This window comes from Burkholderia lata (assembly GCF_902499025.1).
In the GTDB taxonomy this organism is placed as follows: domain Bacteria; phylum Pseudomonadota; class Gammaproteobacteria; order Burkholderiales; family Burkholderiaceae; genus Burkholderia; species Burkholderia lata_C.
The window spans coordinates 110,445-135,951 of sequence record NZ_CABVPW010000008.1 but is presented as its reverse complement, the minus strand read 5'-3'; the positions used below and the strand labels follow the sequence as shown (position 1 = coordinate 135,951).

Below are 25,507 nucleotides of genomic sequence, written 5' to 3'. Positions count from 1 at the left end.
CCCCCGAGGGGGCGGTCAGCCTCCTTGGGGCGGCCCGGCGGAGGCTGCGATGAACTACAAGATTTCGACCGAACCGGGCGCGAAGCTGCGCATCGACAAATGGCTGTGGGCGGCCCGGTTCTTCAAGACGCGCTCGCTTGCGACCGATGCGGTCGACAAGGGGCACGTGAAGATCGGCGGTGCGGCGGTCAAGCCGGCGAAGGAAGTGCGCGTCGGCGACGAGGTCGAGATTGCGATCGACGGCATCGTCTGGCACATTGCCGTGCTTGGCGTGTGCGACGTGCGCGGGCCGGCGAGCGTCGCACAGACGCTTTACGCGGAAACGGAAGCGGGGCGGGCCGCGCGGCTCGCCGAACTGGAGCGGCGCCGCACGTATCGCGAGCCGGCAGCCGAATTGCACGGCCGGCCGACGAAGCGCGACCGGCGCATCATCGACAGATTTTCTGGTGGGAGCTGAACATCTGGTCGAACGTCGCCCGCGCGCTCCCGTATTCGGTCGTGCGGTCGGTAACGGCTCCCGACAGGCAGATGGTGGTGGTGCCGGCAATGAGTACCAGCGCGACCACCGAGATCGCAAAGGTCAGTTTCACGGTACTCCCCTCGAGAAGAAGGGTGAAAACGGCGCCAGGTGGATGTCAGGCGGCGGTCAGCTAGGGGTAAACACGCTTTTCCGACGCTTGAGTGCAGTGTAGTGCAGCGGGCCTGTGCCAAGCTAGTACTTGCCAGGTAAGCGTTGTTACAGCCCGTTTCGCCCGTCATGGCGGACTATGCGGGCGATGCCCCGGCGTGACGCGCGGTTGTTTCGCGGCATTGGAGAATGCCGGCGAATAACCCTCTTGAAATTGTAGTTTTCACCCTTATCTGCACCAGCAATGTGCGGTACCGCCGGGTATACGGTCCGGCGGTTGCCGATTTGGCTTCAACCTCTAATCGACTTTCAGCGACATGGAAAACACGCAAGAGAACCCGGCTACCCAATCGGCCGAAGATATCGGCAGCGAGAAGCAGGCGGCACAAGGCGCTGCTCCCGCCGCCGAAGCAGCCGACGCGGCGCTCGCGGAGGCTCAAGCCAAGGTCGCCGAGCTGCAGGAGAGCTTCCTGCGGGCGAAGGCCGAGACCGAGAACGTCCGCCGACGCGCGCAGGACGACGTCTCGAAGGCGCACAAGTTCGCGATCGAGAGCTTCGCCGAGCATCTGCTGCCGGTGCTGGACAGCCTGGAAGCAGCCGTCAACGATACGTCCGGCGATATCGCGAAGGTGCGCGAAGGCGTCGAGCTGACGCTGCGCCAGCTGACGAGCGCGCTCGAGAAGGGCCGTGTCGTCGCGCTGAACCCGGTCGGTGAGAAGTTCGATCCGCACCAGCACCAGGCAATTTCGATGGTGCCGGCCGAGCAGGAGCCGAACACCGTCGTCGCGGTGCTGCAAAAGGGCTACACGATCGCCGACCGCGTGCTGCGTCCGGCTCTCGTTACCGTCGCCCAGCCGAAGTAAGGCGGTCGCGATGGTGCCAGCCGGCGTCGATCCCGCCATGTTTGACGCCCCGAAGGAAGTCCCCTTGGGGGACGCGTTCGACATGCAGGCGCTGGACGCCGGCACGTTCGACGCGGCGATCGACGGCGCGGGCGATGCGCTCGCGGTGGTGTTCTTCTGGGGCGTGGACTGCTTCAACTGCGAGATCGCGAAGAAGGCGATGCTCGCCCAGCCCGACGCGATCCGCGCGCTGGACCTGAAGTGGTTCCATTGCAACGTGTACGAACATCACCAGCTGGGGCGCCGCTTCGCGCTGCACGGCGTGCCGACGTGGTTCTTCTTCCATCGCGGCAAGCGGCTGGGCCGCGCGACGGGCTGGCATGGCCTCGCGCAGTTCCAGGCGGCGGTGTCGGCGGCACGCGCGAAAATCGCCGCGCCGGGCGGCGATCCCCTAGCCGGCGGCGATTGAAAAAATTTAATATCCGCATCGCTCGTCGGGTCTTGAAAACGGACCGGACGGACGCATTTCGGGAACAGAGTTGAATTCTGGCGCGCGAAACCACCCCAAAACGCGGGGTTTTGCGCAGCAAACAAGCATTTCTGGAGATTAGGAAAAAATGGGAAAGATCATCGGTATTGACCTCGGCACCACGAACTCGTGCGTCGCCATCATGGAAGGCAACCAGGTCAAGGTCATCGAGAACTCGGAAGGCACGCGCACCACGCCGTCGATCATCGCCTACATGGACGACAACGAAGTGCTCGTCGGCGCGCCGGCCAAGCGTCAGTCGGTGACCAACCCGAAGAACACGCTGTTCGCAGTGAAGCGCCTGATCGGCCGCCGCTTCGAAGAGAAGGAAGTCCAGAAGGACATCGGCCTGATGCCGTACACCATCATCAAGGCCGACAACGGCGATGCATGGGTCGAAGCACACGGCGAAAAGCTCGCACCGCCGCAGGTTTCGGCGGAAGTGCTGCGCAAGATGAAGAAGACGGCCGAAGACTACCTCGGCGAGCCGGTCACGGAAGCCGTGATCACGGTGCCGGCGTACTTCAACGACAGCCAGCGCCAGGCAACCAAGGACGCCGGCCGCATCGCGGGCCTCGAAGTCAAGCGGATCATCAACGAGCCGACCGCAGCTGCGCTCGCGTTCGGTCTCGACAAGGTCGAGAAGGGCGACCGCAAGATCGCCGTGTATGACCTCGGCGGCGGCACGTTCGACGTGTCGATCATCGAGATCGCGGACGTCGACGGCGAAATGCAGTTCGAAGTGCTGTCGACCAACGGCGACACGTTCCTCGGCGGCGAGGACTTCGACCAGCGCATCATCGATTACATCATCGGCGAGTTCAAGAAGGAGCAGGGCGTCGACCTGTCGAAGGACGTGCTCGCGCTGCAGCGCCTGAAGGAAGCCGCAGAAAAGGCGAAGATCGAGCTGTCGTCGGGCCAGCAGACCGAAATCAACCTGCCGTACATCACGGCAGACGCGTCGGGCCCGAAGCACTTGAACCTGAAGATCACCCGCGCAAAGCTGGAAGCGCTGGTGGAAGACCTCGTCGAGCGCACGATCGAACCGTGCCGCATCGCGATCAAGGACGCAGGCGTCAAGGTGTCGGACATCGACGACGTGATCCTGGTCGGCGGCCAGACGCGCATGCCGAAGGTGCTGGAGAAGGTGAAGGAATTCTTCGGCAAGGATCCGCGCCGTGACGTGAACCCGGACGAAGCCGTCGCAGTCGGCGCGGCGATCCAGGGCCAGGTCCTGTCGGGCGACCGCAAGGACGTGCTGCTGCTCGACGTGACCCCGCTGTCGCTCGGCATCGAGACGCTCGGCGGCGTGATGACGAAGATGATCAACAAGAACACGACGATCCCGACGAAGCACGCGCAGGTGTACTCGACGGCGGACGACAACCAGGGCGCCGTGACGATCAAGGTGTTCCAGGGCGAACGCGAAATGGCGGCCGGCAACAAGCTGCTCGGCGAGTTCAACCTCGAAGGCATCCCGCCGGCACCGCGCGGCGTGCCGCAGATCGAAGTGACCTTCGACATCGACGCGAACGGCATCCTGCACGTCGGCGCGAAGGACAAGGCGACCGGCAAGGAAAACAAGATCACGATCAAGGCGAACTCGGGTCTGTCCGAGGCTGAAATCGACCAGATGATCAAGGACGCGGAAGCGAACGCAGCGGAAGATCACAAGCTGCGCGAGCTGGCCGATTCGCGCAACCAGGGCGATGCACTGGTTCACAGCACGAAGAAGGCGCTGACCGAGTACGGCGACAAGCTGGACGCGGGCGAGAAGGAAGCCATCGAAGCGTCGCTGAAGTCGCTCGAGGAAGTGCTGAAGGACTCGTCGGCCGACAAGGCTGCGATCGACGCGAAGGTCGAGGAACTCGGCAAGGTTTCGCAGAAGCTCGGCGAAAAGATGTACGCCGACATGCAGGCCCAGCAAGCAGGTGCGGCCGGCGCAGCGGGTGCAGCGGAAGGCGCGGCCCACGCGGGCGGCGCGCAACAGGCTGCCGACGATGTCGTCGACGCCGAGTTCAAGGAAGTGAAGAAGGACTAAGCCGGGTTGCCCCGGTGCCGCACGCCGCGCGCGCAACACGCGCGCGGCGCGGCTGACGGGTTGGCTGACAAGCGGTCTGTCTTTCCTTCCGGATGGCCGGATCGACTCCACGCCTGGCGGGCTTCGCGGCCCTCCGGGCACATTTGTTTTTTGGCGGGTGCTGCACGAGCCGTCCGTGGACGGCGCAGTGCCAGACGAGTCGAGAGACTTTACTGCAGGCGAAAGGAGCCGCGCGTGCGCGATGCGTGGCGGCACAGTGAATCGATATGGCGAAACGGGATTACTACGAGGTTCTGGGCGTCGCGAAGAATGCGAGCGACGACGAAATCAAGAAGGCATATCGCAAGCTTGCGATGAAGTATCACCCTGACCGCAATCCGGACAACAAGGATGCGGAAGAGCATTTCAAGGAGGTGAAGGAAGCCTATGAAATGCTGTCGGACGGCCAGAAGCGCGCAGCGTACGACCAGTACGGCCACGCGGGCGTCGATCCGAACATGGGCGGTGCGGGCGCACAGGGCTTCGGCGGTTTCGCGGACGCGTTCGGCGACATCTTCGGCGACATCTTCGGCCAGGCTGCGGGCGGTGCCGCGCGCGGCGGCCGCGGCGGCCCGCAGGTGTATCGTGGTGCCGACCTGCGCTACAGCATGGAAATCACGCTCGAGCAGGCCGCGCACGGCTACGACACGCAGATCCGCGTGCCGAGCTGGGTGTCGTGCGAGGTCTGCCACGGGTCGGGCGCGAAGCCCGGCACGAAGCCGGAAACCTGCCCGACCTGTCACGGCCAGGGCACGGTGCGCATGTCGCAGGGCTTCTTCAGCATCCAGCAGACCTGCCCGAAGTGCCACGGCACGGGTACCTACATCCCCGAGCCGTGCGTGCATTGCCACGGGTCGGGCAAGGTGAAGGAAACCAAGACGCTCGAAGTGAAGATCCCGGCCGGGATCGACGACGGGATGCGGATCCGCTCGGCCGGCAACGGCGAGCCGGGCATCAACGGCGGGCCGCCGGGCGACCTGTACGTCGAGATCCACATCAAGCCGCACTCGGTGTTCGAGCGCGACGGCGACGATCTCCACTGCCAGATGCCGATCCCGTTCACGACCGCCGCGCTCGGCGGCGAGATCGAGGTGCCGACGCTGGCCGGTCGTGCGTCGTTCCCGGTGCCGGAAGGCACGCAGTCGGGCAAGACGTTCCGCCTGCGCGGCAAGGGCATCAAGGGGCTGCGTTCGAGCATCGCGGGCGATCTGTACGTCCACGTGCAGGTCGAGACGCCGGTGAAGCTGACCGACAACCAGCGCGACCTGCTCAAGCAGTTCGAGAAATCGCTGGCCGAGGGCGGCGCGCGTCACAGCCCGCAGAGCAAGAGCTGGTTCGATCGTGTGAAGAGCTTCTTCGAGTAACTCGAGTAACAGCATGACTGAAGGCAACGAGAGCGCGTCGTTCGCGCTCTTGGACGATTGCGACTCGACCGCGTCCGCGCGGTCGAGTCGTTTGTATTCGGGGTTCGTGCGCGAACGTGTGTGCACGGATCCGGCTCGGCTCGACGAGGTCGACGCGGCAGTGGCGCAGGATCTGCGCGACGGGCTGCATGCGGTCGTCGTCGGCGATTACGAATTCGGACGCAACCTGCAACGGGCGCAGCCGGGCCATGCCCCGCTGCGCTTTTTGCTTTATGCGCGCTGCGAGCACCTGTCGCGCGACGAAGTCGACGCGTGGCTTGCGCAGCAGGACGGCGGTGGCATGCCGTCGATCGCGGGCGTCGCGCATGTCGAAAAGAGTGTGTCGCGCGATGCATTCGACGCGTCGATCGCCGCGGTGCACGACGCGCTGCGCGCCGGCGATTCGTATCAGGTCAACTACACGTACCGGCTGAACTTCGACGTGTTCGGCACGCCGCTCGCGCTGTACCGGCGGCTGCGTGCGCGCCAACCCGTGCGCTACGGCGCGCTGATCGCGTTGCCCGACGGACCGTGGGTCGTGTCGTGTTCCCCCGAGCTGTTCGTCGAGAAGCACGGCGACGTGCTGCGCGCACGGCCGATGAAGGGCACGGCACCTCGTTCGGCCGACCCTCGCGACGACGCGGCGGCGGCTGCGTTCCTCGAGAACGATCCGAAAAACCGCGCGGAAAACGTGATGATCGTCGACCTGCTGCGCAACGACGTGTCGCGGATCGCGCGCACCGGCACGGTCCGCGTGCCGGCGCTGTTTTCCGTCGAGCCGTATGCGTCGGTGTGGCAGATGACGTCGACGGTCGAGGCCGGCTGGCGCGACGGTACGACGTTCGCGCAGATGCTGCGTGCGCTGTTTCCGTGCGGATCGATCACGGGTGCGCCGAAGTACAAGACGATGCAGCTGATCGATGCGATCGAGTCGACGCCGCGCGGGCTCTATACGGGCGCGATCGGCTGGCTCGATGCTGCGAAGCAAGGTGCCGATGCCGACGCGCCGGGCGATCGCGTGGCCGGTTGCGGCGATTTCTGCCTGTCGGTCGCGATCCGGACGCTGACGCTCGACGCGGCCGGCGAGGGCGCGACGGACGAAGGCGATGACCGCGAAGGTGCGACGCGAGCCGATGCCGAAGCACACCATCCGGCAACGGCAACCGCCGGCCGGCGCCGCGGCACGATGGGTGTCGGCGCGGGCATCGTGCTCGACAGCGTCGCGGCCGACGAATATGCGGAGTGCGAATTGAAAGCGCGATTCCTGACGGACGCCGATCCCGGCTTCCAGCTGTTCGAAACGACTGCCGCCACGCGTGCGGACGGCATCCGGCATCTCGATCGCCATCTCGCGCGGCTGCAGCGTAGCGCGGATGCGTTCGGCTTCCGCTTCGATGCCGACGCATTGCGTCGCGGGATCGACGCGCGCTGCGCGGCGCTCGACGGCGACGGCGCGTACCGGATGAAGCTCGCGCTTGCGAAGGACGGCACGGTGGAGATCGTTGCGGCACCGCTCAAGCCGCTGCCGGCGGGTGCGGTCGGCGTGATGCTGGCGTCCGCGCATGGCTTCGCACCGACCCGTGCGAGCGATGCGCTGCTGCTGCACAAGACGACGCGCCGCGCCGAATACGATCGCGCGTGGCAGGCAGCGGAGGCGCTCGGCGGTTTCGACATGCTGTTCGTCAACGAGCGCGGCGAGGTGACGGAAGGCGGGCGCTCGAACCTGTTCGTGAAGCTCGATGGCCAGTGGGTCACGCCGCCGCTCGAGTCCGGCGTGCTGCCGGGCGTGATGCGCGGTGTGCTGCTCGACGATCGTGCGTTCGGTGCGACGGAGCGGGTCGTGACGCGCGACGATCTCGCGCGTGCGGAGGCGCTGCTGCTGACCAACGCGCTGCGCGGCGCGCTCGACGCGGTACTGAAGTAACCAGCAGATAGTCGACCGCTGCCGGCAGCGGGAGAAAGAAAAAGCGCGGCGCCCCGCAAAGGGCGCCGCGCTTTTTTCATCAAGGGACCGGCGAACGCATCGCCGGCCCCGTGAAGGACGTCAGAACGAATGCTCGGGGCCGGGGAACGAACCGTCCTTGACCGCGTGCACGTACGCTTCGACGGCCGCCTGGATGTTCGGCTGGCCCTGCATGAAATCCTTCACGAAACGCGGCCGCTTGCCGGGGAACACGCCGAGCATGTCGTGCAGCACCAGTACCTGGCCCGAGCAGTCGGCGCCCGCGCCGATGCCGATCGTCGGCACGCGCAGCATGTGCGTGACTTCGGACCCGATCAGCGTCGGCACGGCTTCGAGCAGGACGACCTGCGCACCGGCTGCTTCGACCGCGCGCGCGTCGCGCAGCAGTTGCGCGGCGCCGGCTTCGGTCTTGCCCTGCACCTTGAAGCCGCCGAACGCGTGCACCGACTGCGGCGTAAGGCCCACGTGCGCGCACACGGGCACCGCGCGCTCGACGAGGAAGCGGATCGTCTCGGCGAGCCATTCGCCGCCTTCGAGCTTGACCATCTGAGCACCGGCGCGCATCAGCTTGACGCTGCTTGCGAATGCCTCGGCCGGCGTGCCGTACGTACCGAACGGCAGGTCGGCCATGATCAGCGCGCGCGGCTGCGCGCGGGCGACGCAGGCGGTGTGATACGCGATGTCGTCGAGCGACACGGGCAGCGTGGTCGTATGGCCCTGCAGCACGTTGCCGAGCGAATCGCCGATCAGCAGCACGTCGACGCCCGAACGGTCGAGCAGTGCGGAAAAGCTCGCGTCGTAGCAGGTGAGCATCGCGATCTTCTCGCCGGCGTCGCGCATTGCCTGCAGCTTGGGCACCGTGACGGCAGGCCGGCTCGATTCCTGGAGATAGGTCATGGGAAATCCGGTTCGAATGGGTGATGAACGACAGGCGAGGACGCGTCAGCGCGTCGTCTCGCCCTTGACGAAGAACTCCTTGCGGCCGCGCATCGTCTCGATGCGCTCGACCAGCAGGGCGAGATCTTCGGGGGAATCCAGCGGGTTCAGGTGTTCCGCGGCGACCGTCAGCACCGGCGTGCGGTCGTAGTGGTAGAAGAATTCGTTGTACGCGTCGACGAGCGAGCGCAGGTACGCATCGCTGATCTGCAGCTCCATCGGCAGCCCGCGCTTCTGGATGCGCGAGAACAGCACTTCCGGGCTCGCCTGCAGGTAGACGACGAGGTCGGGCGACGGCGCCTGCGGCACGTCCACGTGCGTCGCGACCGAGCGGTAGAGCTGCCACTCGTCTTCCGGCAGGTTCAGCCGCGCGAAGATGTCGTTCTTCTGCGGCATGAAATCGGCGATGACCGGGCGGCCCGTTTCGAGCGCACCGATCAGCTCGCGCGCCTGCTGCGCGCGCTGCAGCGCAAACGACAGCTGCACGGGCAGCGCGTAGCGCGCGGTGTCGCGATAGAACCGTTCGAGGAACGAATTGTCCTGCGGGCGCTCGAGCAGCGACTGCATCGACCAGCGCTCGGCGAGCTGGCGCGCGAGCGTCGTCTTGCCGACGCCGATCGGACCTTCGATCACGAGATAGCGATACGGGGCACGCAGGTCGGGCGCGGTGACGGTGAGGGGAGTCGGGGTCATCGGCAGCGGTTCTTGTCGGCGTCTTCGCTGGCAGCGAGCGCCTTCTGCATCAGGCACTGGCAGGTCTGCACCTTCTCGACGCGCTGGTCCGCGACGGCGGCGAGGAAGGCATCGGCACGACCGCGCGCAGGGATGTCGAGTGCCGGCTCGATCTCGACGAGCGGCACGAGCGCGAACGCACGGTCGGTGAGGCGCGGGTGCGGGACGATCAGGTCGGGCTCGTCGATCGAATCGTCGCCGAACAGCAGGATGTCGAGATCGAGCGTGCGTGGCGCGTTGCGATACGGGCGCTCGCGGCCGAAGTGATGTTCGATCTTCTGGCAGAGCGCGAGCAGCTCGCGGGCCGACAGCGTCGTGTCGAGCTTGACGACGCAGTTGTAGTAGTCGTCGCCGCCCGCTTCGAAGGGCGCCGTGCGATACAGGCTCGATTTGCCGAGGATCGAGATGGTGCGCTGCTGCGCGAGGCACACCACCGCGTCCTTCAGGGTCTGGCGCGCATCGCCGAGATTCGCCCCCAGTCCGATATATGCAACCGTCATGGCATCACTTCCTACGTCGTTCGCCGGCGAGCGCGTCAGTCGTCGGAACCGTCCGAGGTGTCCGGTGCCTGCTCGGCAGCACCTTCACCCGGCTTGCGGTTTCGCACGCCGCCGCGGCGGCGCCGCTTGCGGGGCGATTTTTCCTTCGTGCCGCCCTGCGTGAGCAATGCCTCGCGAGCGGCCGCGTCGCCTTCGATGAAATCCGTCCACCACTGTCCGACTTCCGCATCGAGCTCGCCGGATTCGCAGCGTAACAGGAGGAAATCATACCCCGCTCTAAACCTTTGGTGTTCCAGCAGCCGCATCGCGCTGCGGCCCGAGCGTTTCTCGAGGCGCAGTTGCAGGCCCCAGATCTCGCGCATGTCGGCCGAATAACGCTTGTGGATCGCGAGTTTCTCGGTCTGCATGTCGAGCACGTCGTCCATCGCGCGATGGAGCGCCGGCACCGGGATTTCGCCTTCGGCCGTGTATTGCTCGAAGCGCTGGCGCATGTCGTGCCACAGCAGCGTCGCGAACAGGAAGCCCGGCGAGACCGGCTTGCCGGCGCGCACGCGTGCATCGGTGTTGTTCAGCGCGAGCGTGATGAACTTCTCGCCCTGCGGCTGCTCGAGCACGACGTCGAGCAGCGGCAGCAGCCCGTGGTGCAGGCCTTCCTTGCGCAGCTGCGTCAGGCACGCGAGTGCGTGGCCCGACAGCAGCAGCTTCAGCATTTCGTCGAACAGGCGCGCGGCCGGCACGTTGTTGATCAGGTCGGCGAGCGCGTTGATCGGCTCGCGTGTATGCGGTTCGATCTCGAAACCGAGCTTCGCCGCGAAGCGCACGACGCGCAGCATCCGCACCGGATCCTCGCGGAAGCGCGTGGCCGGATCGCCGATCATCCGCAACAGGCGGGCGCGCACGTCGGCCATCCCGTCGTGGTAGTCGAGCACCGTCTGCGTCGACGGGTCGTAGTACATCGCGTTGATCGTGAAGTCGCGGCGCGCGGCGTCTTCGTGCTGCTCGCCCCACACGTTGTCGCGCAGCACGCGGCCGCTCGCGTCGACCGCGTGCGTGCGGCGATCGAGTTCGTCGCGCTTCAGGCGCTTCGGCGGTTCGGCGGCGGCCGCCTCGGGCGGTGCGTCGACCAGCGCGCGGAACGTCGACACCTCGATCAGCTCCTGGCCGAACTGCACGTGGACGATCTGGAAGCGGCGGCCGATCAGGCGCGCGCGGCGGAACAGGCGCTGCACCTCGGTCGGCGTTGCATCGGTCGCGACGTCGAAGTCCTTCGGCGCGATGCCGAGCAGCAGGTCGCGTACTGCACCGCCGACGATGAATGCACGGAAGCCCGCCTGCTGCAGCGTGTCGGTCACGCGCACGGCATTCTTCGAGATCAGCGCCGGGTTGATGCCGTGCACGCTGGCCGGCACGATGGTCGGCTCATGGTTGCTGCGCGGTTTCTTCGCGCCGCCGCCGCGGGCGCCCTTCGGGGCGCGAGGGGTAGCAGGGGCCGCTTCGTCGGCCGGGGCCGTTGCGGGAGACGTTTGCTCGGTTTCGTCCTGGCCGAGCAGCTTGCGGATGAATTTTTTGATCACGACGTTCAGAAGAGATCGAGGATGCGCCAGCCGCGGTTGCTTGCATGCGCACGCAGCGTGTCGTCAGGGTTGGTCGCGATCGGGTCGGTGACTTTCTCGAGCAACGGGATGTCGTTGTGCGAGTCGCTGTAGAAATAGGTGTGGGTGAAGTCGCTCCATTGCTTGCCGAGCGACGCGAGCCATGCTTCGGTCCGCACGATCTTGCCTTCGCGATAGCTCGGCGTGCCGGTCGGCCGGCCCGTGTACGGCGAATCGGGATGCCCGTCGGTCGTTTCGACCTCGCAGGCGATCAGCGTGTCGACGCCGAACGCGGATGCGATCGGGCGCGTGATGAATTCGTTGGTCGCCGTCACGACGCAGCACAGGTCGCCCGCATCGAGGTGTTTGCGCACGAGTTCGAGTGCGGCGGGTGTCATTGCGGGTCGGATCACCTCGTGCATGTACTGCTCGTGCCACTCGGAGAGCTGCGCGCGCGAATACTTCGCGAGCGGCGTGAGCATCGCCGTGAGGTACGCGTGGATGTCGAGCTTGCCGGCCTTGTAGTCGGCGAAGAACTGATCGTTCTGACGCGAGAAGCTGTCCGCGTCGACGATGCCGAGCTTCACCATGAAGCGGCCCCATTCGTGGTCGCTATCGGTCGTGATCAACGTGTGATCGAGGTCAAAGAGTGCCAGATTAGTCATGGAAGCGCATTTTACTCGAAGCGGTTCGGGCCCGTGCCCGGTGGTGTGATGTCGTCGCCGGGACGCGCCAGCATGCGGCGCAGCAACGGCAGCGTGACGGCGCGTTTCTGCTCGAGCGAAAAGCGGTCGAGTGCGTCGAGCAGTGCCATCAGGCTGGGCATGTCGCGGCGGAAATGGGTCAGCAGGTAGGCGGCGATGTCGTCGGTGAGCGCGATCCCGCGCTCCTTCGCCGCGAGCTTGAGCACGGCGATCTTGCCGGCGTCCGACGGCGGCGACAGGTGGAACACGAGTCCCCAGCCGAGGCGCGTGCGGAGATCCTCGCGCACGTCGAGCGCGAGCGGTGCCGTGGGGCCCGCTGCGACGAATGCGCTCGACGGGTGCGCGCGTACTTCGTTGAACAGGTTGAACAGCGCGACCTGCTGCGTGTCGCTCATCCGGTCGCAGTCGTCGATCGCGTAGATGCCGATGCGCGGGTCGAACGTGAACGCACCGAGCGGGCTCTGCGGCGTCAGGTAGCGCGCATAGCCGTACGACGCGTCGCTCACGAGCGCCTGCAGCAGATGGGTGCGGCCGCAGCCGGGCTCGCCCCAGATGTAGAACGAACGATCCGGCACGGGGCCCGCCGCGAGCGCGAGGTCGAGCTTCTGCAGGCGCGAGATGAGCTCGTCGTTCTCCTCGTTCATGATGAAGTTGTCGAACGTGGCGGGCGGCGGCGTGCCGAGATCGAGCGTCAGTTGACGGGACACAACAGTCACAATGCGGGTCGGTTGAAAATACGCGTGCCATACGCCGGGCACGCGCCGGGAACTGCACCTTCACGGGCTTCACGCGCGACCGTACGCACGGCGCCACGCCGGTTTCGGCGCGGTTCGCTCGGCGATGAAAACGGGGACGTGTTGACCAAGATGCAATCCCTGACGATTCGGTGCTGGGAATTCCGGCCAACGGGCCGGCTTCGGGTAAAATCGCATTTTACCGACCTTCTCGCATTCCCCCATGAATCCTCCGAAATCCGCTCCTGACGCTCAGGGTCTGTCCTATCGCGACGCAGGTGTCGACATCGACGCGGGCGACGCGCTCATCGACAAGATCAAGCCTTTTGCGAAGAAAACCCTGCGCGACGGCGTGCTCGGCGGCATCGGCGGGTTCGGCGCGCTGTTCGAAGTGCCGAAGAAGTACAAGGAGCCCGTGCTCGTGTCGGGCACCGACGGCGTGGGCACCAAGCTCAAGCTGGCGTTTCATCTGAACAAACACGACACCGTCGGCCAGGATCTCGTCGCGATGAGCGTGAACGACATCCTCGTGCAGGGCGCCGAGCCGCTGTTCTTCCTCGACTACTTCGCGTGCGGCAAGCTCGACGTCGACACCGCGGCAACGGTCGTCAAGGGCATCGCGCAGGGTTGCGAACTGTCGGGCTGCGCGCTGATCGGCGGTGAAACGGCCGAAATGCCGGGCATGTACCCGGACGGCGAATACGACCTGGCCGGCTTCGCGGTCGGCGCGGTCGAGAAGAGCAAGATCATCGACGGCAGCACGATCGCCGAAGGCGACGTGGTGCTGGGCCTCGCATCGAGCGGCATCCACTCGAACGGCTTCTCGCTCGTGCGCAAGATCATCGAGCGCGCGAACCCCGACCTGTCGGCCGATTTCCACGGCCGCTCGCTGGCCGACGCGCTGATGGCGCCGACGCGCATCTACGTGAAGCCGCTGCTCGCGCTGATGCAGAAGCTGTCGGTGAAGGGCATGGCGCACATCACGGGCGGCGGTCTCGTCGAGAACATTCCGCGCGTGCTGCGCGAAGGCCTCACCGCCGAGCTCGACCAGAACGCATGGCCGCTGCCGCCGCTGTTCAAGTGGCTGCAGGAGCACGGCGGTGTCGCCGATGCGGAAATGCACCGCGTGTTCAACTGCGGCATCGGCATGGCCGTGATCGTTTCGGCGGCCGATGCCGACGCAGCGATCGCCGACCTGACCGCCGCCGGCGAGCAGGTGTGGAAGATCGGCACCGTGCGTGCGACCCGCGAAGGCGAGGCGCAGACGGTCGTGGTCTGACGCACTGCCTGCAGCAATTGCAGCAAGAAAAGCCGCCCGGAGTCGATCCGGGCGGCTTTTTTCATGCCGACGGACGCGGTGCGCCCGAATTCGCGGCGCGTGTACCGGCCAGCAACGGCGGGACCAGCAGGTAAAGCAGCGCGGCCGCGGCCCAGACGAGCCCCGGCCACGTCGTGCGGGTGGCCGCATAGGTCGCGGTGACGACCAGCGGCCCCGCGACGCCGATCAGGCTTGCCACGCTCGCGAGCGCGCCCTGCAGTTCGCCCTGGCGCGCATCGTCGACCTGCCGCGCGAGCATCGCCTGCAGTGCCGGCAGCGTCATGCCGCCCGCCGCGAACAGCGGCAGCAGCGCGAACGGTACCCACGCGGCGGTCGCGAACGCAATTGCCGCGAGCCCGAGCGCGTCGCCCGCGAGGCCCAGTGCGAGTGCGCGGCGTTCGCCGAGCCGCGCGATCAGCGGCCCGATTGCGAATGCCTGTGCGAGTGCGTGACACGCGCCGTAGCCCGCCAGCGACAGCCCCGCGATCGGTGTAGACCAGCCGAAATGTTCCTGGCCGTACAGGATCCACAGCGTCGCGGGTGCCTGCGACACCAGCGCCACGATCACGTAAATGCCGATCAGCGGCACGAGTGCCGGTGCGCCGCTCAGCCGGCGCAGGCTGGCGAACGGGTTGAGCGCGCCGACTGGATGGTCTTCGCGGGCCGAGCGCGGCCGCGATTCCGGCAGCGCGCGCCAGACGAGCGCGAGATTGAGCGCGTTGAGCACGGCGGCCGCGACGAACGGCGCGCGCAGATGCAGCGCGCCGAGCAGGCCGCCGATCAACGGGCCCGCGATGAAGCCGATGCCCATCATCGCGCCGAGCTGGCCGAAGCGTCGTGCGCGGTCGGGTTCGGCGGTGACGTCGGTCACGTACGCGGTCGCGACCGCGACGTTCGCACCGGTGATGCCGGCAATCAGCCGCCCGACGTAAAGCCACGCGAGGGTCGGCGCGAGCGCCATCAGCAGGTAGTCGAGCGCGGCGCCGGCGAGCGACACGAGCAGGACGGGCCGGCGGCCGAAGCGGTCGCTCAGCGCGCCGAGCAGCGGTGCGCACAGGAACTGCGCGAACGCGTACAGCGCGAGCAGTATCCCGTAGTGGGTGTCGCTGCTGCCTGCGTCGACGAGCGAGCGCAGCAGCCCGGGCAGGATCGGCATCACGATCCCGACGCCGATCGCGTCGAGCAGGACCGTGGCCAGGATGGCAATCAGGGACGGATTCAAGAGCGTGACTCTATCGGTGATAGAGTGGCGATTATTCCACAGCTTTCCCTATCGGTGATAGAGATGAAGGACACAGGGGCGCGGCTGACGCGCGACACGGTATTGCGCGCGGCGCTCGAACTGCTCGATGAAGTCGGCATCGACGGGCTGTCGACGCGGAAGCTCGCCGAGCGGCTCGGCGTGCAGTCGCCGACGCTTTACTGGCATTTCCGGAACAAGGCCGAACTGCTCGACGCGATGGCCGAGGCGATCATGCTCGAGCGCCACGATGCGTCGCTGCCGCGGCCGGGCGAAGCATGGGATGTGTGGCTTTTCGACAACGCGCGCAGTTTCCGGCGCGCGCTGCTGGCCTATCGCGACGGCGCGCGCCTGCATGCCGGCACGCGGCCGCGCGCGCTGCATTTCAGCTCGATCGAACGCAAGGTCGAGTTGCTCGGCGACGCGGGTTTCGCGCCGGACGAGGCGGTCGACGTGATGTATGCGCTGGGCCGCTTCGTGGTCGGATGGGTGCTGGAAGAGCAGGCGGAACCGGACGGCGAAGCCGATGCGCCGCTGCCGGACGCGGCCGAGTATCCGTTGCTCGCCAAGGGTTGGGCCGCGCTGCGCGAGCGCAGCGGCGACGAGGCGTTCGAGCGCGGCGTCGCGTGGATCGTCGACGGCGCCCGCGCGCGCCTGGCAGCGCGCGAGCGCGGCTGACGCGGTCAGCCCGGCGTGCGGCCGTCGAGCACGCGTTCGAGCGCGTCGAGTGCGCGGGCCGTCGAGTCCGGCGCGATGCAGTCGACGACGATCCGCTCCGGCATCGCGCGCAGCCAGGTGATCTGGCGCTTGCAAAGCTGGCGCGTCGCGAAGATGCCCTTGTCGCGCATTGTCCGGTAGTCGGTGTCGCCGTCGAGGAATTCCCACGCCTGCCGATAGCCGACGCAGCGCATCGACGGCAGGTCGGGGTGGAGGTCTTCGCGACGGCGCAGCCGCTCGACTTCGTCGATGAAGCCTGCGTCGAGCATCGCGTCGAAGCGCTGCGCGATCCGTTGGTGCAGCACCGCGCGATCCGACGGCTCGAGCGCGACCGGCACGAAGCGGTAAGCGGCGGCCGCATCGTCCGTGCGGCGCGGGGCGGCGAGCAGTACCGACATCGGCTGCCCGCTCAGCATGAACACTTCGAGCGCCCGCTGGATCCGTTGCGAATCGTTCGGCGCGAGCCGCGCGGCCGTATCGGGATCGACTTGCGCGAGCCGCGCGTGCAGTGCAGGCCAGCCATCGCGCGCGGCTTCGGCATCGAGTGTCGCGCGCACGTCCGGATCGGCGCCCGGCAGGTCGTTGAGCCCCTGCGTCAGCGCCTTGTAGTACAGCATCGTGCCGCCCGCGAGCAGCGGCGTGCGGCCGCGCGCGGCGATCTCGCCGATCAGGCGCAGCGTATCCGCGCGGAAACTCGCGGCCGAATACGCGTCGGCCGGATCGATGATGTCGATCAGGTGGTGCGGCACGCTCGCGCGCTCGTCGCGCGACGGCTTCGCGGTGCCGATATCCATGTCGCGGTAGACGAGCGCCGAATCGACGCTGACGATCTCGATCGGGCGGCGCGCGGCGAGCGCCAGCGCCGCGGCCGTCTTGCCCGATGCGGTGGGGCCGAGCAGGCAGGCGATCGTCGTCGGGCTGGGGCTGGAGTGCGGTGCTGCGCTCATTGGCCGCGCATGAAGAGGCGGTCGAGATCGTTCAGCGTGAGCTGATACCACGTCGGCCGGCCGTGATTGCACTGGTCCGCGCGTTCGGTCGCCTCCATCTGCCGCAGCAGCGCGTTCATCTCGTCGAGCGTCAGGCGCCGGTTCGCGCGCACCGCGTGGTGGCAGGCGAGCGTGCCGAGCAACTCGTGCTGACGTTCGGTGAGCACGCGCGAGCCGCCGAACGCGTGGAGGTCGGCGAGCACCGCGCGCGCGAGCGACTGCAGGTCGGCATCCTTCAGCAGTGCCGGTACCGCGCGGATCGCGAGCGTCGTCGGCGACAGCACTGCCAGGTCGAAGCCGAGGGATTCGAGCGTGTCGCGTTCTTCCTCGACCGTGCCGATCTCGACCGGCGTGGCCGTCATCGAGATCGGCAGCAGCAGCGCCTGCACGGCGACCGAGCGGTCGGCAAGCGCGTTCTTGAACTGCTCGTACAGGATCCGCTCGTGGGCCGCGTGCATGTCGACGATCACGAGGCCGTGCGCGTTCTGCGCGAGCACGTAAATGCCGTGGATCTGGCCGAGCGCGAAGCCGAGCGGCTGCTCGTCGTGCGTGGTGGCCGCAATCGGCGATGCGGTGATGCCCGCCAGTGGCGCAACCGGCGCGTCGGCCGAATCGCGGGCGATGGTCGTCGTGCCTTCCGGCGTGCCGGCGCCCGTATCCTTGCGGCCGAACAGCGCGTCGTAAAGCGCGAGCGGCTGCGCAACGGGCAGCGTGCCCTGGGTCATCCGCGCCTGGCGCATCCAGGTGTTGCCCGACGATGAGGACGACGACGGCGAGAAGCCGCTGCCACCCAAGGCGTTGCCTTGCTGGCTCTGGCCGAGCGGCGTATCCAGGAACGACGACGGCCCGCGTGGAGCCGGTGAGAGTTGCGCGGCATGGCCGCCCGCCGTGGTTTCCGGCGACGCGCCCGCGTGGCGCGCAAGCGCGCGCTGGACCGCATGGAATACGTACTGGTGGATCGAGCGCGAATCGCGGAAGCGCACCTCGATCTTCGACGGGTGCACGTTCACGTCGACGGCTTCGGGCGGCAGATCGAGGAACAGCACGTACGACGGGTAGCGGTCGCCGTGCAGCACGTCCTCGTAGGCCGCGCGCACCGCGTGCGTCAGCAGCTTGTCGCGCACGAAGCGGCCGTTGACGAAGAAGTATTGCTGGTCGGCGCGCCCGCGGCTCGCGGTCGGCAGGCCGGCGCAGCCGTAGACCGCGAGCGGGCCGGCCTGCTCGTCGAGCGGCAGGTGTGCGGTTGCAAAGCTGTCGCCGAGGATCTTCGCGACGCGCTGCGCGGGCTCGGTCGCATTCCAGTGCTCGACGGCCTTGCCGTTGTGCAGCACCGAGATCGCGACGTCCGGCCGCGCGAGTGCCGCGCGGCGGATCATTTCCAGGCAGTGGCCGAACTCGGTCTGCTCGCTCTTCAGGAACTTGCGCCGCGCGGGCGTGTTGAAGTACAGCTCGCGGACCTCGATCGTCGTGCCGGTCGCGCCGGCGGCGGGCGACAGCACGCCCGTCTGCGCGTCGATCTTCATCGCATGCGCGGCATCGGCCGTCCGGCTCGTGATCGACATCTCGGCGACCGACGCGATCGACGCGAGCGCTTCGCCGCGGAACCCGAGCGTGGCGACTGCCTCGAGCTCCTCGAGCGAGCGGATCTTGCTGGTGGCGTGGCGCATCAGCGCGAGCGCCAGCTCGTCCGGCGGAATCCCGCAGCCGTCGTCGGTGATCGAGATGCGCTTGACGCCGCCTTCTTCCAGCACGATGCGCAGCGTCCTGGCGCCGGCGTCCATCGCGTTCTCGAGCAGCTCCTTGACGACCGACGCCGGGCGTTCGACGACCTCGCCGGCGGCGATCTGGCTGATCAGCTGGTCGGGCAGGGGCTGGATCGCGCGCAGCGGGCGCGGAGCTGGGGCGGGCGCGGCGCCCGCGGCCGTTTCGGTGATATCGGACATGGCCGAATTATAGCGAGGCGGCGAATGCGTGCCGGGGCCACCGGCGGTTACGTTTTTTCACGGAGCCTTAAGGTAGTTTCGGTATCATGGGTTCGTTACACGCACCGCCTTGACCGGCGGGCGCTTCAGCCTTTTTCGGCCGTTCCGGCCCTATCGCCTTCGAGGAATCGCATTTGGATACGCTGCTTCATTTCGTCAACCTTGTCCTGCATATCGACGCCTTCCTCGGCGATTTCATCCGGCAGTACGGCGCATGGGTCTATCTCGTGCTGTTCCTGATCGTGTTCTGCGAGACGGGGCTCGTCGTGTTCCCGTTCCTGCCCGGCGATTCGCTGCTGTTCATCGGCGGCGCGTTCGCGGCGACGGGCGAAATGAACGTCGGCCTGCTGATCGTGCTGCTGCTCGTCGCGGCGATTTCCGGCAACACCGTGAACTACCTGATCGGACGCTGGGTCGGCCCGAAGGTGTTCAATACGCACATCCCGGTGCTCGAGCGCTTCCTCGATCGCGCCGCGCTGCAGAAGACCCACTCGTTCTATGACAAGCACGGCGGCAAGACGATCGTGCTCGCGCGCTTCATTCCGGTCGTGCGCACGTTCGCGCCGTTCGTCGCAGGGGCGTCGTCGATGAGCGCCGCGCGCTTCCAGCTTTTCAACGTGATCGGCGCGCTGGTCTGGGTGCTGCTGCTCGTGCTGCTCGGTTATTTCTTCGGCAATATCCCGTTTATCCGCCAGTACCTGAACGTGATCGTGCTGGTCGGGATCGGTGCGGCGGTTGTGCCGGTCGCGCTTGGTGCCGTGTGGAAGCTGGTGCGCGGGCGGCAGTCGGATGGTACGCAGAAGACGGGCGGGCGTTGAGCGGGGGCTTCGTTTTCAGGGCAATAAAAAAAGCGTGGCGGATGCCACGCTTTTTTTTCGTCCGGTGCCGCTGTTACGCGTTGCGATGCGAGACCGGCGTTTCCGGAGTCGGGTACTGCGCGTCGCGGAACGTCTCGAGGATCACGCGGTTGGTATCGCAGTACACCTGCCAGTAGTTCTCGGGTGCCGTGGACGGGCGCACGAACAGCAGCGGGCCTTCCGGCGTGAACTGCAGCACGCCGACGTCCGGCGCCGGGGTGGTCAGCACGTTCGGGATCTGCTGGATCGACGTCTTCAGGCGGTTGATCGCGTCGACCGCATCCACGCCGTTCGCGATCTTCGCGGTCAGGTCGACCCGACGGTACGACGTTGCGCTGTAGTTCGCGATGTTGTCCGAGAAGATCTTGTTGTTGCCGACGATCGTGACGATGTTGTCGGGGGTGACGATCGTCGTACCGAACAGGCCGAGCTCCTTGACCGTGCCCGTGACGCCGCCCGCGTTGATCACGTCGCCGATCTTGAACGGACGCAGCACCTGCATGAACACGCCAGCGGCGAAATGCGCGAGCAGGCCGCCCCAGGCGGTGCCGATCGCGAGGCCGAGGCCGGCGAGCAGGGCGGCGAACGAGGTTGTCTGCACGCCGAAGATCTGCAGGATCGCGAGGATCAGCAGGATCGTCAGCAGCACGCCGACGACGGAGGTCAGGTAGTCGGTCAGTGTCGGGTCGACCTTGCCGCTGCGGCGGACGACCTTGCCGAGCAGGCGCGTGCCGATGCGGATCGCCCAGCGGCCGACGAACCACAACACGATCGCGGCGAGGAGGTTGAGGCCGAAGTCGAGACCGCGGGTCATCAGGAATTGCTGGGCTGTGGCGAGATCGATCATGCGTTCTCCGAAGTCAAGAGTAGAAAGGGCGGCGCATGCACCGGGTGGGTGGCGCTTTTATAACCTGACCTGTGCGGGGCGGGCAACCTGCCTGACATTGCTTGACGTAATGAAAAACGGGCAGGACGCGTGTGCGTGCTGCCCGTGGCGGGTGCAGGATCGCGGCCGGTGGCGGCGCGCGACCCGGAACGGCTTGGCTTACTTCGGCGCCCGGCCGTAAGTATCCTCGAAGCGAACGATGTCGTCCTCGCCCAGATACGCGCCCGATTGAACTTCGATCAGTTCGAGCGGGATCTTGCCGGGGTTCGTCAGCCGGTGGGTCGCGCCGAGCGGGATGTAGGTCGACTGGTTCTCGGTCAGCATGATTTCCTTGTCGCCGTTCGTGACCATTGCGGTGCCCTTCACGACGATCCAGTGCTCGGCGCGATGGTGGTGCATCTGCAGGCTCAGTTGCGCACCGGGGTTCACGATGATGCGCTTGACCTGGAAGCGGTCGCCCTGGTCGATGCCTTCGTAGGAGCCCCACGGGCGGATGACGCGGCGATGCGTAACCGATTCGTGACGACCGGAAGCATTCAGCCACTCGACGATTTTCTTGACGTCCTGAGCCTTGTCGCGGTGTGCGACCAGCACGGCGTCGGCGGTTTCCACGATGACGATGTCGTCGAGGCCGATCGCCGCAACCATCCGGTGTTCCGCGCGGATATACGAGTTCTGCACGGCGTCGGTGAAGATGTCGCCGATGAGCGCGTTGCCTTGTTCGTCGGCGTCAGCGATGTCCGCAAGCGCGCTCCATGACCCGATGTCGTTCCAGCCGAGGTCTGCCGCCGCGACGACAGCGGCGCGTTCGGTCTTTTCCATCACGGCATAGTCGATCGAGACGCTCGGGCAGGCTGCGAACACGTCCGCGTCGAGGCGGAGAAAGTCGTTGTCTCGCTTGGCGGATTCGAATGCGAGTTCCGCCTGACGGGCGATCTCCGGTGCATGGCGACGCAGTTCCTCCATGTACGTGGACGCTTTCAGCATGAACATGCCGCTGTTCCAGGAGTAATTGCCGTCGCTGAGGAAGCGCTCGGCCGTCGGTGCGTCGGGCTTTTCGACAAACGCGTCAACCTTGTAGACCTGCTTGCCGTCCACGATGGCCTGGCCGCGACGGATATAGCCGAAGCCGGTGTGCGCTTCCGTCGGCGTGATGCCGAACGTGACGAGGTGCTGGTCTGCTGCGATGGCCGCTGCCTCGCTGGCTGCAGCGATGAATGCCGGCTCGTTGAGGATGACGTGGTCCGACGGCAGCACCAGCAGCAGCGCGTCAGGCGATTCGTGCGTGGCGAGCAGCGCCGCGATCGCGATGGCGGGCGCGGTGTTGCGGCCAACCGGCTCGAGCACGATCGACGACGGCGTGATGTTGACCTGGCGGAGTTGTTCCGCGACCAGGAAGCGCTGTTCGTTGTTGGTGACGACGATGGGGGCTGCGGCACGGGGAATGTGCTGAAGGCGCATAGCGGTCTGCTGGACGAGCGTCTGGTCGCCAGTCAGCTTCAGGTATTGTTTCGGATAGCCGCCGCGCGACATCGGCCAAAGGCGGGTGCCGCTGCCGCCACACAGAATTACCGGATATATGTTCATGGTTGCAATCCCCGAGTCAAGTTGCCAGTTTTGTGACCGGCTCACGACGCTTCGCGAGCCTTCTTCTTCGTGATTTGTTGCCTGCGCCAAGATAAGTGATGCGCTGCATTACGGCTCCAGCGCATGGCCTTCAGGAACGTTCGTGTCCGGTCGGCGCTTATTTGCGCGAGCGGACGAGCGGCGAGTGGTGCGAGCCGCTCAATGACCGCTTCCGGCGTCGTGTAAAGCTGTAGACGCCAGTCCCAATAGATCGGGTAGCGTAGCAGCACACCTGCCGTAAGCATGTCGAGCGACAAACTGCGTTTTCTCCAGGGCATGGGCGTAACCGCGTCATGCGTGAGTCCCCAGCCTGCGTAAAACGGCAGTCCATACGTGAAAACCGCCTTGCCGCGCAGCAACGCGTCGAAGCCGGCGAGCGACGACAGCGTGTGTACTTCATCTGCTGCGTCGATCAGTGAAATGAGATCCGAATCAATGTCAACAACGTCGGCTAGCCGCTCTGCATCGACGAGGCCATTCCGGTTGCCGGAAAGGACATCGGGATGGGGCTTGTAGACGATGTAAGCGTCGGGGAGGCGCGCGCGCACTTCGCGCAGCAGTGCGTCGGCAGTGGAAATTGTACGAGTGCCCAGGCGAATCGAGGCGTCGTCGGCCACTTGCCCCGGGACTAGCGCAATTCGTTTTCCAATAGGCGCTTGCCAAGTCGGTCTGCGCCGCCCAAGGTTGTACTTGGTCAGACCGAATCGGATGATCTGTGCACGCAACCTGGCGGCCCGAGAGAGTTCCTCGTCGCTGAATGTCGTTTCATTCAGCAGAACAGTAAGATCGCTCGGACCGCTTGCGTCGAAATACAGGCCGCGCATGTCGACCACTTGGCTACGGGGGGCAATCATGTCTGAGCCAAGCCCGGTTGAATGGAGAAACCCGTCCTCGATCCTCACGTGACGTACACCTTCGGGTAGACCGTCCGAACTGCGTGCACCCCAAAGTGCCGCATATTCGCCGGGACGCAGCGAGCCGGGCTCTGGTGCCCAGCGCAGGGCACCGCCGCCGGCCGTGAGGAACGGGGTGGCGAACGGGCGCTTCCACCACTGAAAACGCACGCCGACCACCTCGCGCAGTTCGGCGAACCGTTCTGCAGTGGCGCGCTGCAATTCAATGCTGTCGAGCAATGCATCGAGGCGCCCCGGCGCATGCGTTGCCGGGTTCAGGTAATTCGCCAGACGCAAGAAGACAATATCGAAAAGCGCGGCTACGGTAGGCCTCTCGGTGCGGCCGCACATCTTGCCGCGATCGTTTGTGAGTCCCCAGCCCGCATAGTACGGTGCACCGAATGTATGAACCGGGACACCTGCGAGCAATGCATACATGCCTTCAGGCGCAGCTACCGTATAGACATGATCGACGCGACGAAGCGTGGCGCATAGCGAATACTCGTCGCCAACATACTTTGTGCCGGGCGGTAAGTCGCGAATCAACGACGATAGCCAACGGCCGGTGCCGTAGTCACCGGTCCGTGCGATCCAGAACTGAGCATCGGGATGCGAGGCGCGCGCAGTGTCGATCATCTGCGCGAACAACTTTCGACGCTCAGTCACGGATTCGTCCGCACATGCTGATCGCATGCGCTCGTCGATCAGTAGCACGCGCGGGAAGCGGGACGGCTCCAGCAGCGCTGGCAAACAACGCGGCACGCGGTGTTCCGGATCCAGCGCGTGGGTGTCGAGCACCCGCCCCATCAATCTTGCGATATCGGGTGATGTACCTGCGTCGCGTGCGGTTGCAAGTGCATCGTTAATCGCACCGGAAAGTGTTTGTGGGCCGGCTTCGGTGCGGGGCAGGACGAACCATGAGGTTAGCAGCGTACGTCGATCGATGCGTGCCAACAGCGGTCCCGGTGAGGCTGCCTGGACGGTTAGCCCTGCAGCGCGTGCGATGCGCAGCACGAGTCGTCCCGGAGAGTTGTCTGTCCAGATCCAATTCGACCGACGCATCAGCCAGCTGATGAAACGCAACCCGCGCGTGATACCGCGAAGATCGAAGACCGGATCGCGCAGACCCGGATACGGACGCCCCGGATCGCTCATCTAGTGCAGTGTTTCGAGGAAATGGTCGACGTGGTCAAAGTGTTCGGCCCACGTGGGCTCGCGAAAGTCCCCGATACGTTCGAGCTGCGCATCGCGCTCCGTGCACTCTGCCCGGCTGTATGCCTCAATGCGAGCGAGCCAGTTGGGACCGTCCAGCGGATCGAGATAGTCGGGGATGCCGGCGGCAATTTCGCGAAATACGCCGAGGTCGCTGGCGAGAACCGGTACGCGCAACGCAAGTGCTTCGACGAGCGGCATGCCATAGCCTTCGACGAACGACGGGAAAAGCAGTGCGCGTGCGTGCTGTAGCCAAATGTGGAGTTGATCATCGGAACAGTCCGTTTCCTCGATCACCGCCCCGCGCAGGCTCGAGCAACGGTCGAGCATATCGATCACGTTCTCGCATTCCCACCCGCGCCGGCCAATGACGACGAGTTTTGGCGCCGCCGTACCGTGTCGTTCGACGAGCCTGCGCCATACATGCAGCATGAACCAGTGATTCTTGCGCGGCTCGATGGTGCCAAGCATGACGAAGTAGGGATGATCCAGAGGGCTCAACCCTTGGGCGCGAGTGGCGACGCCGGACGCCAGGGGCGCTACCACCGTTGGTGGAAGGGGGAGCCCTGCGAGGTCGGCCTCGGTGATAAGCGAGTCGAGTGTTGCTTGTGAGTTGGCAATCAGGCCATTGGCTTGCTGGAACGCAGTGTGGATGCGTAGTCGATGAGCGTCGTCGACACCGGGTCTGCAGTATTCCGCGTGCGTGAGCGGAATCAGATCATGCACCATAAATACGGAGCGGGCGTTCCGACGCGCCATGGCGCGGTAATAGCGCTGAAACTCCATGCCGTTGTGGCTCGTATGCAACAAAATGCTGCGTGAAAAATCTTTAAATCGCAGCTGGCTCATGACGCCACGAATCACCAGCTTTTGAATCGCGCAACGATTACGAACGGACGACAACAGCATTTCAAAAATTTGCTGTGAATCTCTGTCCGTCAAAACGGCAGAAAATCCGCGTTCGCTCAGTACCGCGTTTGCCTGGGCGCCGTACCTTTCCACGTAGGCGAGCCCCACACGATCTACGCCGGTTGGCCGCAAGCCGTCGTAGAGGCGTGACAGCAGGCGAGTGACGTCCAAGAAGATATGTGACACGCGAATGCAAAATTTCTGTGGTAACGGGTGCGGGGCAGGAGGATCCAGTCCC

Annotated in this window: 23 protein-coding genes; 9 read left to right on the top strand and 14 right to left on the bottom strand. The window is 65.9% G+C overall.

Annotation, left to right across the window (positions count from 1 at the left end; translation table 11 throughout):
* The first annotated feature begins 49 nt into the window (after positions 1-49).
* A complete protein-coding gene (locus BDI24065_RS10445; RefSeq protein WP_011351021.1) occupies positions 50-457 on the top strand; it encodes an RNA-binding S4 domain-containing protein in 408 nt (135 codons plus the stop codon).
* Here BDI24065_RS10445 and BDI24065_RS10440 read toward each other — a convergent pair.
* Complete coding sequence (locus BDI24065_RS10440; RefSeq protein WP_006476841.1) at positions 429-590, bottom strand: hypothetical protein; 162 nt, start codon at positions 588-590, stop codon at positions 429-431. The two genes, BDI24065_RS10445 and BDI24065_RS10440, sit on opposite strands and share 29 nt — an antisense overlap.
* Positions 591-945: 355 nt before the next feature.
* Here BDI24065_RS10440 and grpE point away from each other — a divergent pair, with 355 nt between their 5' ends.
* From grpE to BDI24065_RS10415, 5 genes are all read left to right on the top strand, one after another.
* Positions 946-1,491: a nucleotide exchange factor GrpE gene (grpE, locus tag BDI24065_RS10435; RefSeq protein WP_175031175.1), complete on the top strand. Its 546-nt coding sequence runs from the start codon at positions 946-948 to the stop codon at positions 1,489-1,491.
* 10 nt (positions 1,492-1,501) lie between these two features.
* Entirely contained in the window at positions 1,502-1,939 is a 438-nt protein-coding gene (locus BDI24065_RS10430) for a thioredoxin family protein (protein WP_175031174.1), read from the top strand.
* A gap of 148 nt (positions 1,940-2,087) precedes the next feature.
* Complete coding sequence (dnaK, locus tag BDI24065_RS10425; RefSeq protein ID WP_175031173.1) at positions 2,088-4,040, top strand: molecular chaperone DnaK; 1,953 nt, start codon at positions 2,088-2,090, stop codon at positions 4,038-4,040.
* A 266-nt stretch (positions 4,041-4,306) separates the two neighbouring features.
* The gene (gene dnaJ, locus BDI24065_RS10420) at positions 4,307-5,443 is read left to right on the top strand and encodes a molecular chaperone DnaJ (protein WP_043189531.1); all 1,137 of its coding nucleotides are present in this window, start codon (positions 4,307-4,309) and stop codon (positions 5,441-5,443) included.
* 13 nt (positions 5,444-5,456) lie between these two features.
* Entirely contained in the window at positions 5,457-7,406 is a 1,950-nt protein-coding gene (locus BDI24065_RS10415) for a chorismate-binding protein (protein ID WP_175031172.1), read from the top strand.
* Positions 7,407-7,526: 120 nt separating this feature from the next.
* Here the strand turns inward: BDI24065_RS10415 and panB are convergent, their stop codons facing one another.
* From panB to hda, 6 genes are read right to left on the bottom strand one after another with little or no spacing between them, the layout of a single operon-like run.
* Entirely contained in the window at positions 7,527-8,342 is an 816-nt protein-coding gene (panB, locus tag BDI24065_RS10410) for a 3-methyl-2-oxobutanoate hydroxymethyltransferase (protein WP_175031171.1), read from the bottom strand.
* A gap of 45 nt (positions 8,343-8,387) precedes the next feature.
* The gene (locus BDI24065_RS10405) at positions 8,388-9,074 is read right to left on the bottom strand and encodes a deoxynucleoside kinase (protein WP_175031170.1); all 687 of its coding nucleotides are present in this window, start codon (positions 9,072-9,074) and stop codon (positions 8,388-8,390) included.
* The gene (gene folK, locus BDI24065_RS10400; protein ID WP_011351029.1) at positions 9,071-9,613 is read right to left on the bottom strand and encodes a 2-amino-4-hydroxy-6-hydroxymethyldihydropteridine diphosphokinase; all 543 of its coding nucleotides are present in this window, start codon (positions 9,611-9,613) and stop codon (positions 9,071-9,073) included. The genes BDI24065_RS10405 and folK overlap by 4 nt, the downstream gene beginning before the upstream one ends.
* Positions 9,614-9,648: 35 nt before the next feature.
* On the bottom strand, positions 9,649-11,187 hold the full coding sequence (gene pcnB, locus BDI24065_RS10395) for a polynucleotide adenylyltransferase PcnB (RefSeq protein WP_175031169.1): 1,539 nt from the start codon (positions 11,185-11,187) through the stop codon (positions 9,649-9,651).
* A gap of 5 nt (positions 11,188-11,192) precedes the next feature.
* Complete coding sequence (locus BDI24065_RS10390) at positions 11,193-11,870, bottom strand: HAD family hydrolase (RefSeq protein ID WP_175031168.1); 678 nt, start codon at positions 11,868-11,870, stop codon at positions 11,193-11,195.
* 11 nt (positions 11,871-11,881) lie between these two features.
* Positions 11,882-12,616: a DnaA regulatory inactivator Hda gene (gene hda, locus BDI24065_RS10385; RefSeq protein ID WP_217481809.1), complete on the bottom strand. Its 735-nt coding sequence runs from the start codon at positions 12,614-12,616 to the stop codon at positions 11,882-11,884.
* A 250-nt stretch (positions 12,617-12,866) separates the two neighbouring features.
* On the opposite strand from hda, the gene purM reads away from it, so the two are divergent.
* Positions 12,867-13,922 carry a phosphoribosylformylglycinamidine cyclo-ligase gene (gene purM, locus BDI24065_RS10380; protein ID WP_006484927.1) on the top strand — a complete coding sequence of 352 codons (1,056 nt, stop codon included), beginning with the start codon at positions 12,867-12,869 and terminating at the stop codon, positions 13,920-13,922.
* A 61-nt stretch (positions 13,923-13,983) separates the two neighbouring features.
* Here purM and tet read toward each other — a convergent pair whose 3' ends face one another.
* On the bottom strand, positions 13,984-15,183 hold the full coding sequence (gene tet / locus BDI24065_RS10375; protein WP_175031166.1) for a Tet(A)/Tet(B)/Tet(C) family tetracycline efflux MFS transporter: 1,200 nt from the start codon (positions 15,181-15,183) through the stop codon (positions 13,984-13,986).
* A 63-nt stretch (positions 15,184-15,246) separates the two neighbouring features.
* On the opposite strand from tet, the gene tetR reads away from it, so the two are divergent.
* Positions 15,247-15,879 (top strand): tetracycline resistance transcriptional repressor TetR, encoded by a 633-nt coding sequence (gene tetR, locus BDI24065_RS10370; RefSeq protein WP_175031165.1) that lies wholly within the window; start codon positions 15,247-15,249, stop codon positions 15,877-15,879.
* A gap of 5 nt (positions 15,880-15,884) precedes the next feature.
* On the opposite strand, the gene miaA is transcribed toward tetR, so the two are convergent.
* Positions 15,885-16,865, bottom strand: coding sequence for a tRNA (adenosine(37)-N6)-dimethylallyltransferase MiaA (miaA, locus tag BDI24065_RS10365; RefSeq protein WP_175031164.1), 981 nt, complete (start codon positions 16,863-16,865; stop codon positions 15,885-15,887).
* Complete coding sequence (gene mutL, locus BDI24065_RS10360) at positions 16,862-18,847, bottom strand: DNA mismatch repair endonuclease MutL (RefSeq protein ID WP_175031163.1); 1,986 nt, start codon at positions 18,845-18,847, stop codon at positions 16,862-16,864. The genes miaA and mutL overlap by 4 nt, the downstream gene beginning before the upstream one ends.
* Positions 18,848-19,020: 173 nt before the next feature.
* Between mutL and BDI24065_RS10355 the strand changes: the two genes are divergently transcribed.
* The gene (locus tag BDI24065_RS10355) at positions 19,021-19,704 is read left to right on the top strand and encodes a DedA family protein (RefSeq protein WP_175031162.1); all 684 of its coding nucleotides are present in this window, start codon (positions 19,021-19,023) and stop codon (positions 19,702-19,704) included.
* 73 nt (positions 19,705-19,777) lie between these two features.
* On the opposite strand, the gene BDI24065_RS10350 is transcribed toward BDI24065_RS10355, so the two are convergent.
* The 4 genes from BDI24065_RS10350 to BDI24065_RS10335 all read right to left on the bottom strand — a co-directional run bounded on the left by BDI24065_RS10350 (position 19,778) and on the right by BDI24065_RS10335 (position 25,455).
* Positions 19,778-20,590: a mechanosensitive ion channel family protein gene (locus BDI24065_RS10350; RefSeq protein WP_175031161.1), complete on the bottom strand. Its 813-nt coding sequence runs from the start codon at positions 20,588-20,590 to the stop codon at positions 19,778-19,780.
* Between the two features lie 198 nt (positions 20,591-20,788).
* Positions 20,789-22,216, bottom strand: a complete 1,428-nt coding sequence (locus tag BDI24065_RS10345) for a mannose-1-phosphate guanylyltransferase/mannose-6-phosphate isomerase (RefSeq protein WP_175012614.1) — start codon at positions 22,214-22,216, stop codon at positions 20,789-20,791.
* A gap of 41 nt (positions 22,217-22,257) precedes the next feature.
* Positions 22,258-24,303: a capsular polysaccharide export protein, LipB/KpsS family gene (locus BDI24065_RS10340; protein ID WP_175031160.1), complete on the bottom strand. Its 2,046-nt coding sequence runs from the start codon at positions 24,301-24,303 to the stop codon at positions 22,258-22,260.
* Positions 24,304-25,455, bottom strand: coding sequence for a glycosyltransferase family 4 protein (locus tag BDI24065_RS10335; protein ID WP_175031159.1), 1,152 nt, complete (start codon positions 25,453-25,455; stop codon positions 24,304-24,306).
* Positions 25,456-25,507: the final 52 nt, after the last annotated feature.

Bases quoted from the DNA above. Each gene is read 5' to 3' on its own strand.
- BDI24065_RS10445 (WP_011351021.1), top strand. From the start codon at position 50: ATGAACTACAAGATTTCGACCGAACCGGGCGCGAAGCTGCGCATCGAC.
- grpE (WP_175031175.1), top strand. From the start codon at position 946: ATGGAAAACACGCAAGAGAACCCGGCTACCCAATCGGCCGAAGATATC.
- BDI24065_RS10430 (WP_175031174.1), top strand. From the start codon at position 1,502: ATGGTGCCAGCCGGCGTCGATCCCGCCATGTTTGACGCCCCGAAGGAA.
- dnaK (WP_175031173.1), top strand. From the start codon at position 2,088: ATGGGAAAGATCATCGGTATTGACCTCGGCACCACGAACTCGTGCGTC.
- dnaJ (WP_043189531.1), top strand. From the start codon at position 4,307: ATGGCGAAACGGGATTACTACGAGGTTCTGGGCGTCGCGAAGAATGCG.
- BDI24065_RS10415 (WP_175031172.1), top strand. From the start codon at position 5,457: ATGACTGAAGGCAACGAGAGCGCGTCGTTCGCGCTCTTGGACGATTGC.
- panB (WP_175031171.1), bottom strand. From the start codon at position 8,342: ATGACCTATCTCCAGGAATCGAGCCGGCCTGCCGTCACGGTGCCCAAG.
- BDI24065_RS10405 (WP_175031170.1), bottom strand. From the start codon at position 9,074: ATGACCCCGACTCCCCTCACCGTCACCGCGCCCGACCTGCGTGCCCCG.
- folK (WP_011351029.1), bottom strand. From the start codon at position 9,613: ATGACGGTTGCATATATCGGACTGGGGGCGAATCTCGGCGATGCGCGC.
- BDI24065_RS10390 (WP_175031168.1), bottom strand. From the start codon at position 11,870: ATGACTAATCTGGCACTCTTTGACCTCGATCACACGTTGATCACGACC.
- purM (WP_006484927.1), top strand. From the start codon at position 12,867: ATGAATCCTCCGAAATCCGCTCCTGACGCTCAGGGTCTGTCCTATCGC.
- tetR (WP_175031165.1), top strand. From the start codon at position 15,247: ATGAAGGACACAGGGGCGCGGCTGACGCGCGACACGGTATTGCGCGCG.
- miaA (WP_175031164.1), bottom strand. From the start codon at position 16,865: ATGAGCGCAGCACCGCACTCCAGCCCCAGCCCGACGACGATCGCCTGC.
- mutL (WP_175031163.1), bottom strand. From the start codon at position 18,847: ATGTCCGATATCACCGAAACGGCCGCGGGCGCCGCGCCCGCCCCAGCT.
- BDI24065_RS10350 (WP_175031161.1), bottom strand. From the start codon at position 20,590: ATGATCGATCTCGCCACAGCCCAGCAATTCCTGATGACCCGCGGTCTC.
- BDI24065_RS10345 (WP_175012614.1), bottom strand. From the start codon at position 22,216: ATGAACATATATCCGGTAATTCTGTGTGGCGGCAGCGGCACCCGCCTT.
- BDI24065_RS10340 (WP_175031160.1), bottom strand. From the start codon at position 24,303: ATGAGCGATCCGGGGCGTCCGTATCCGGGTCTGCGCGATCCGGTCTTC.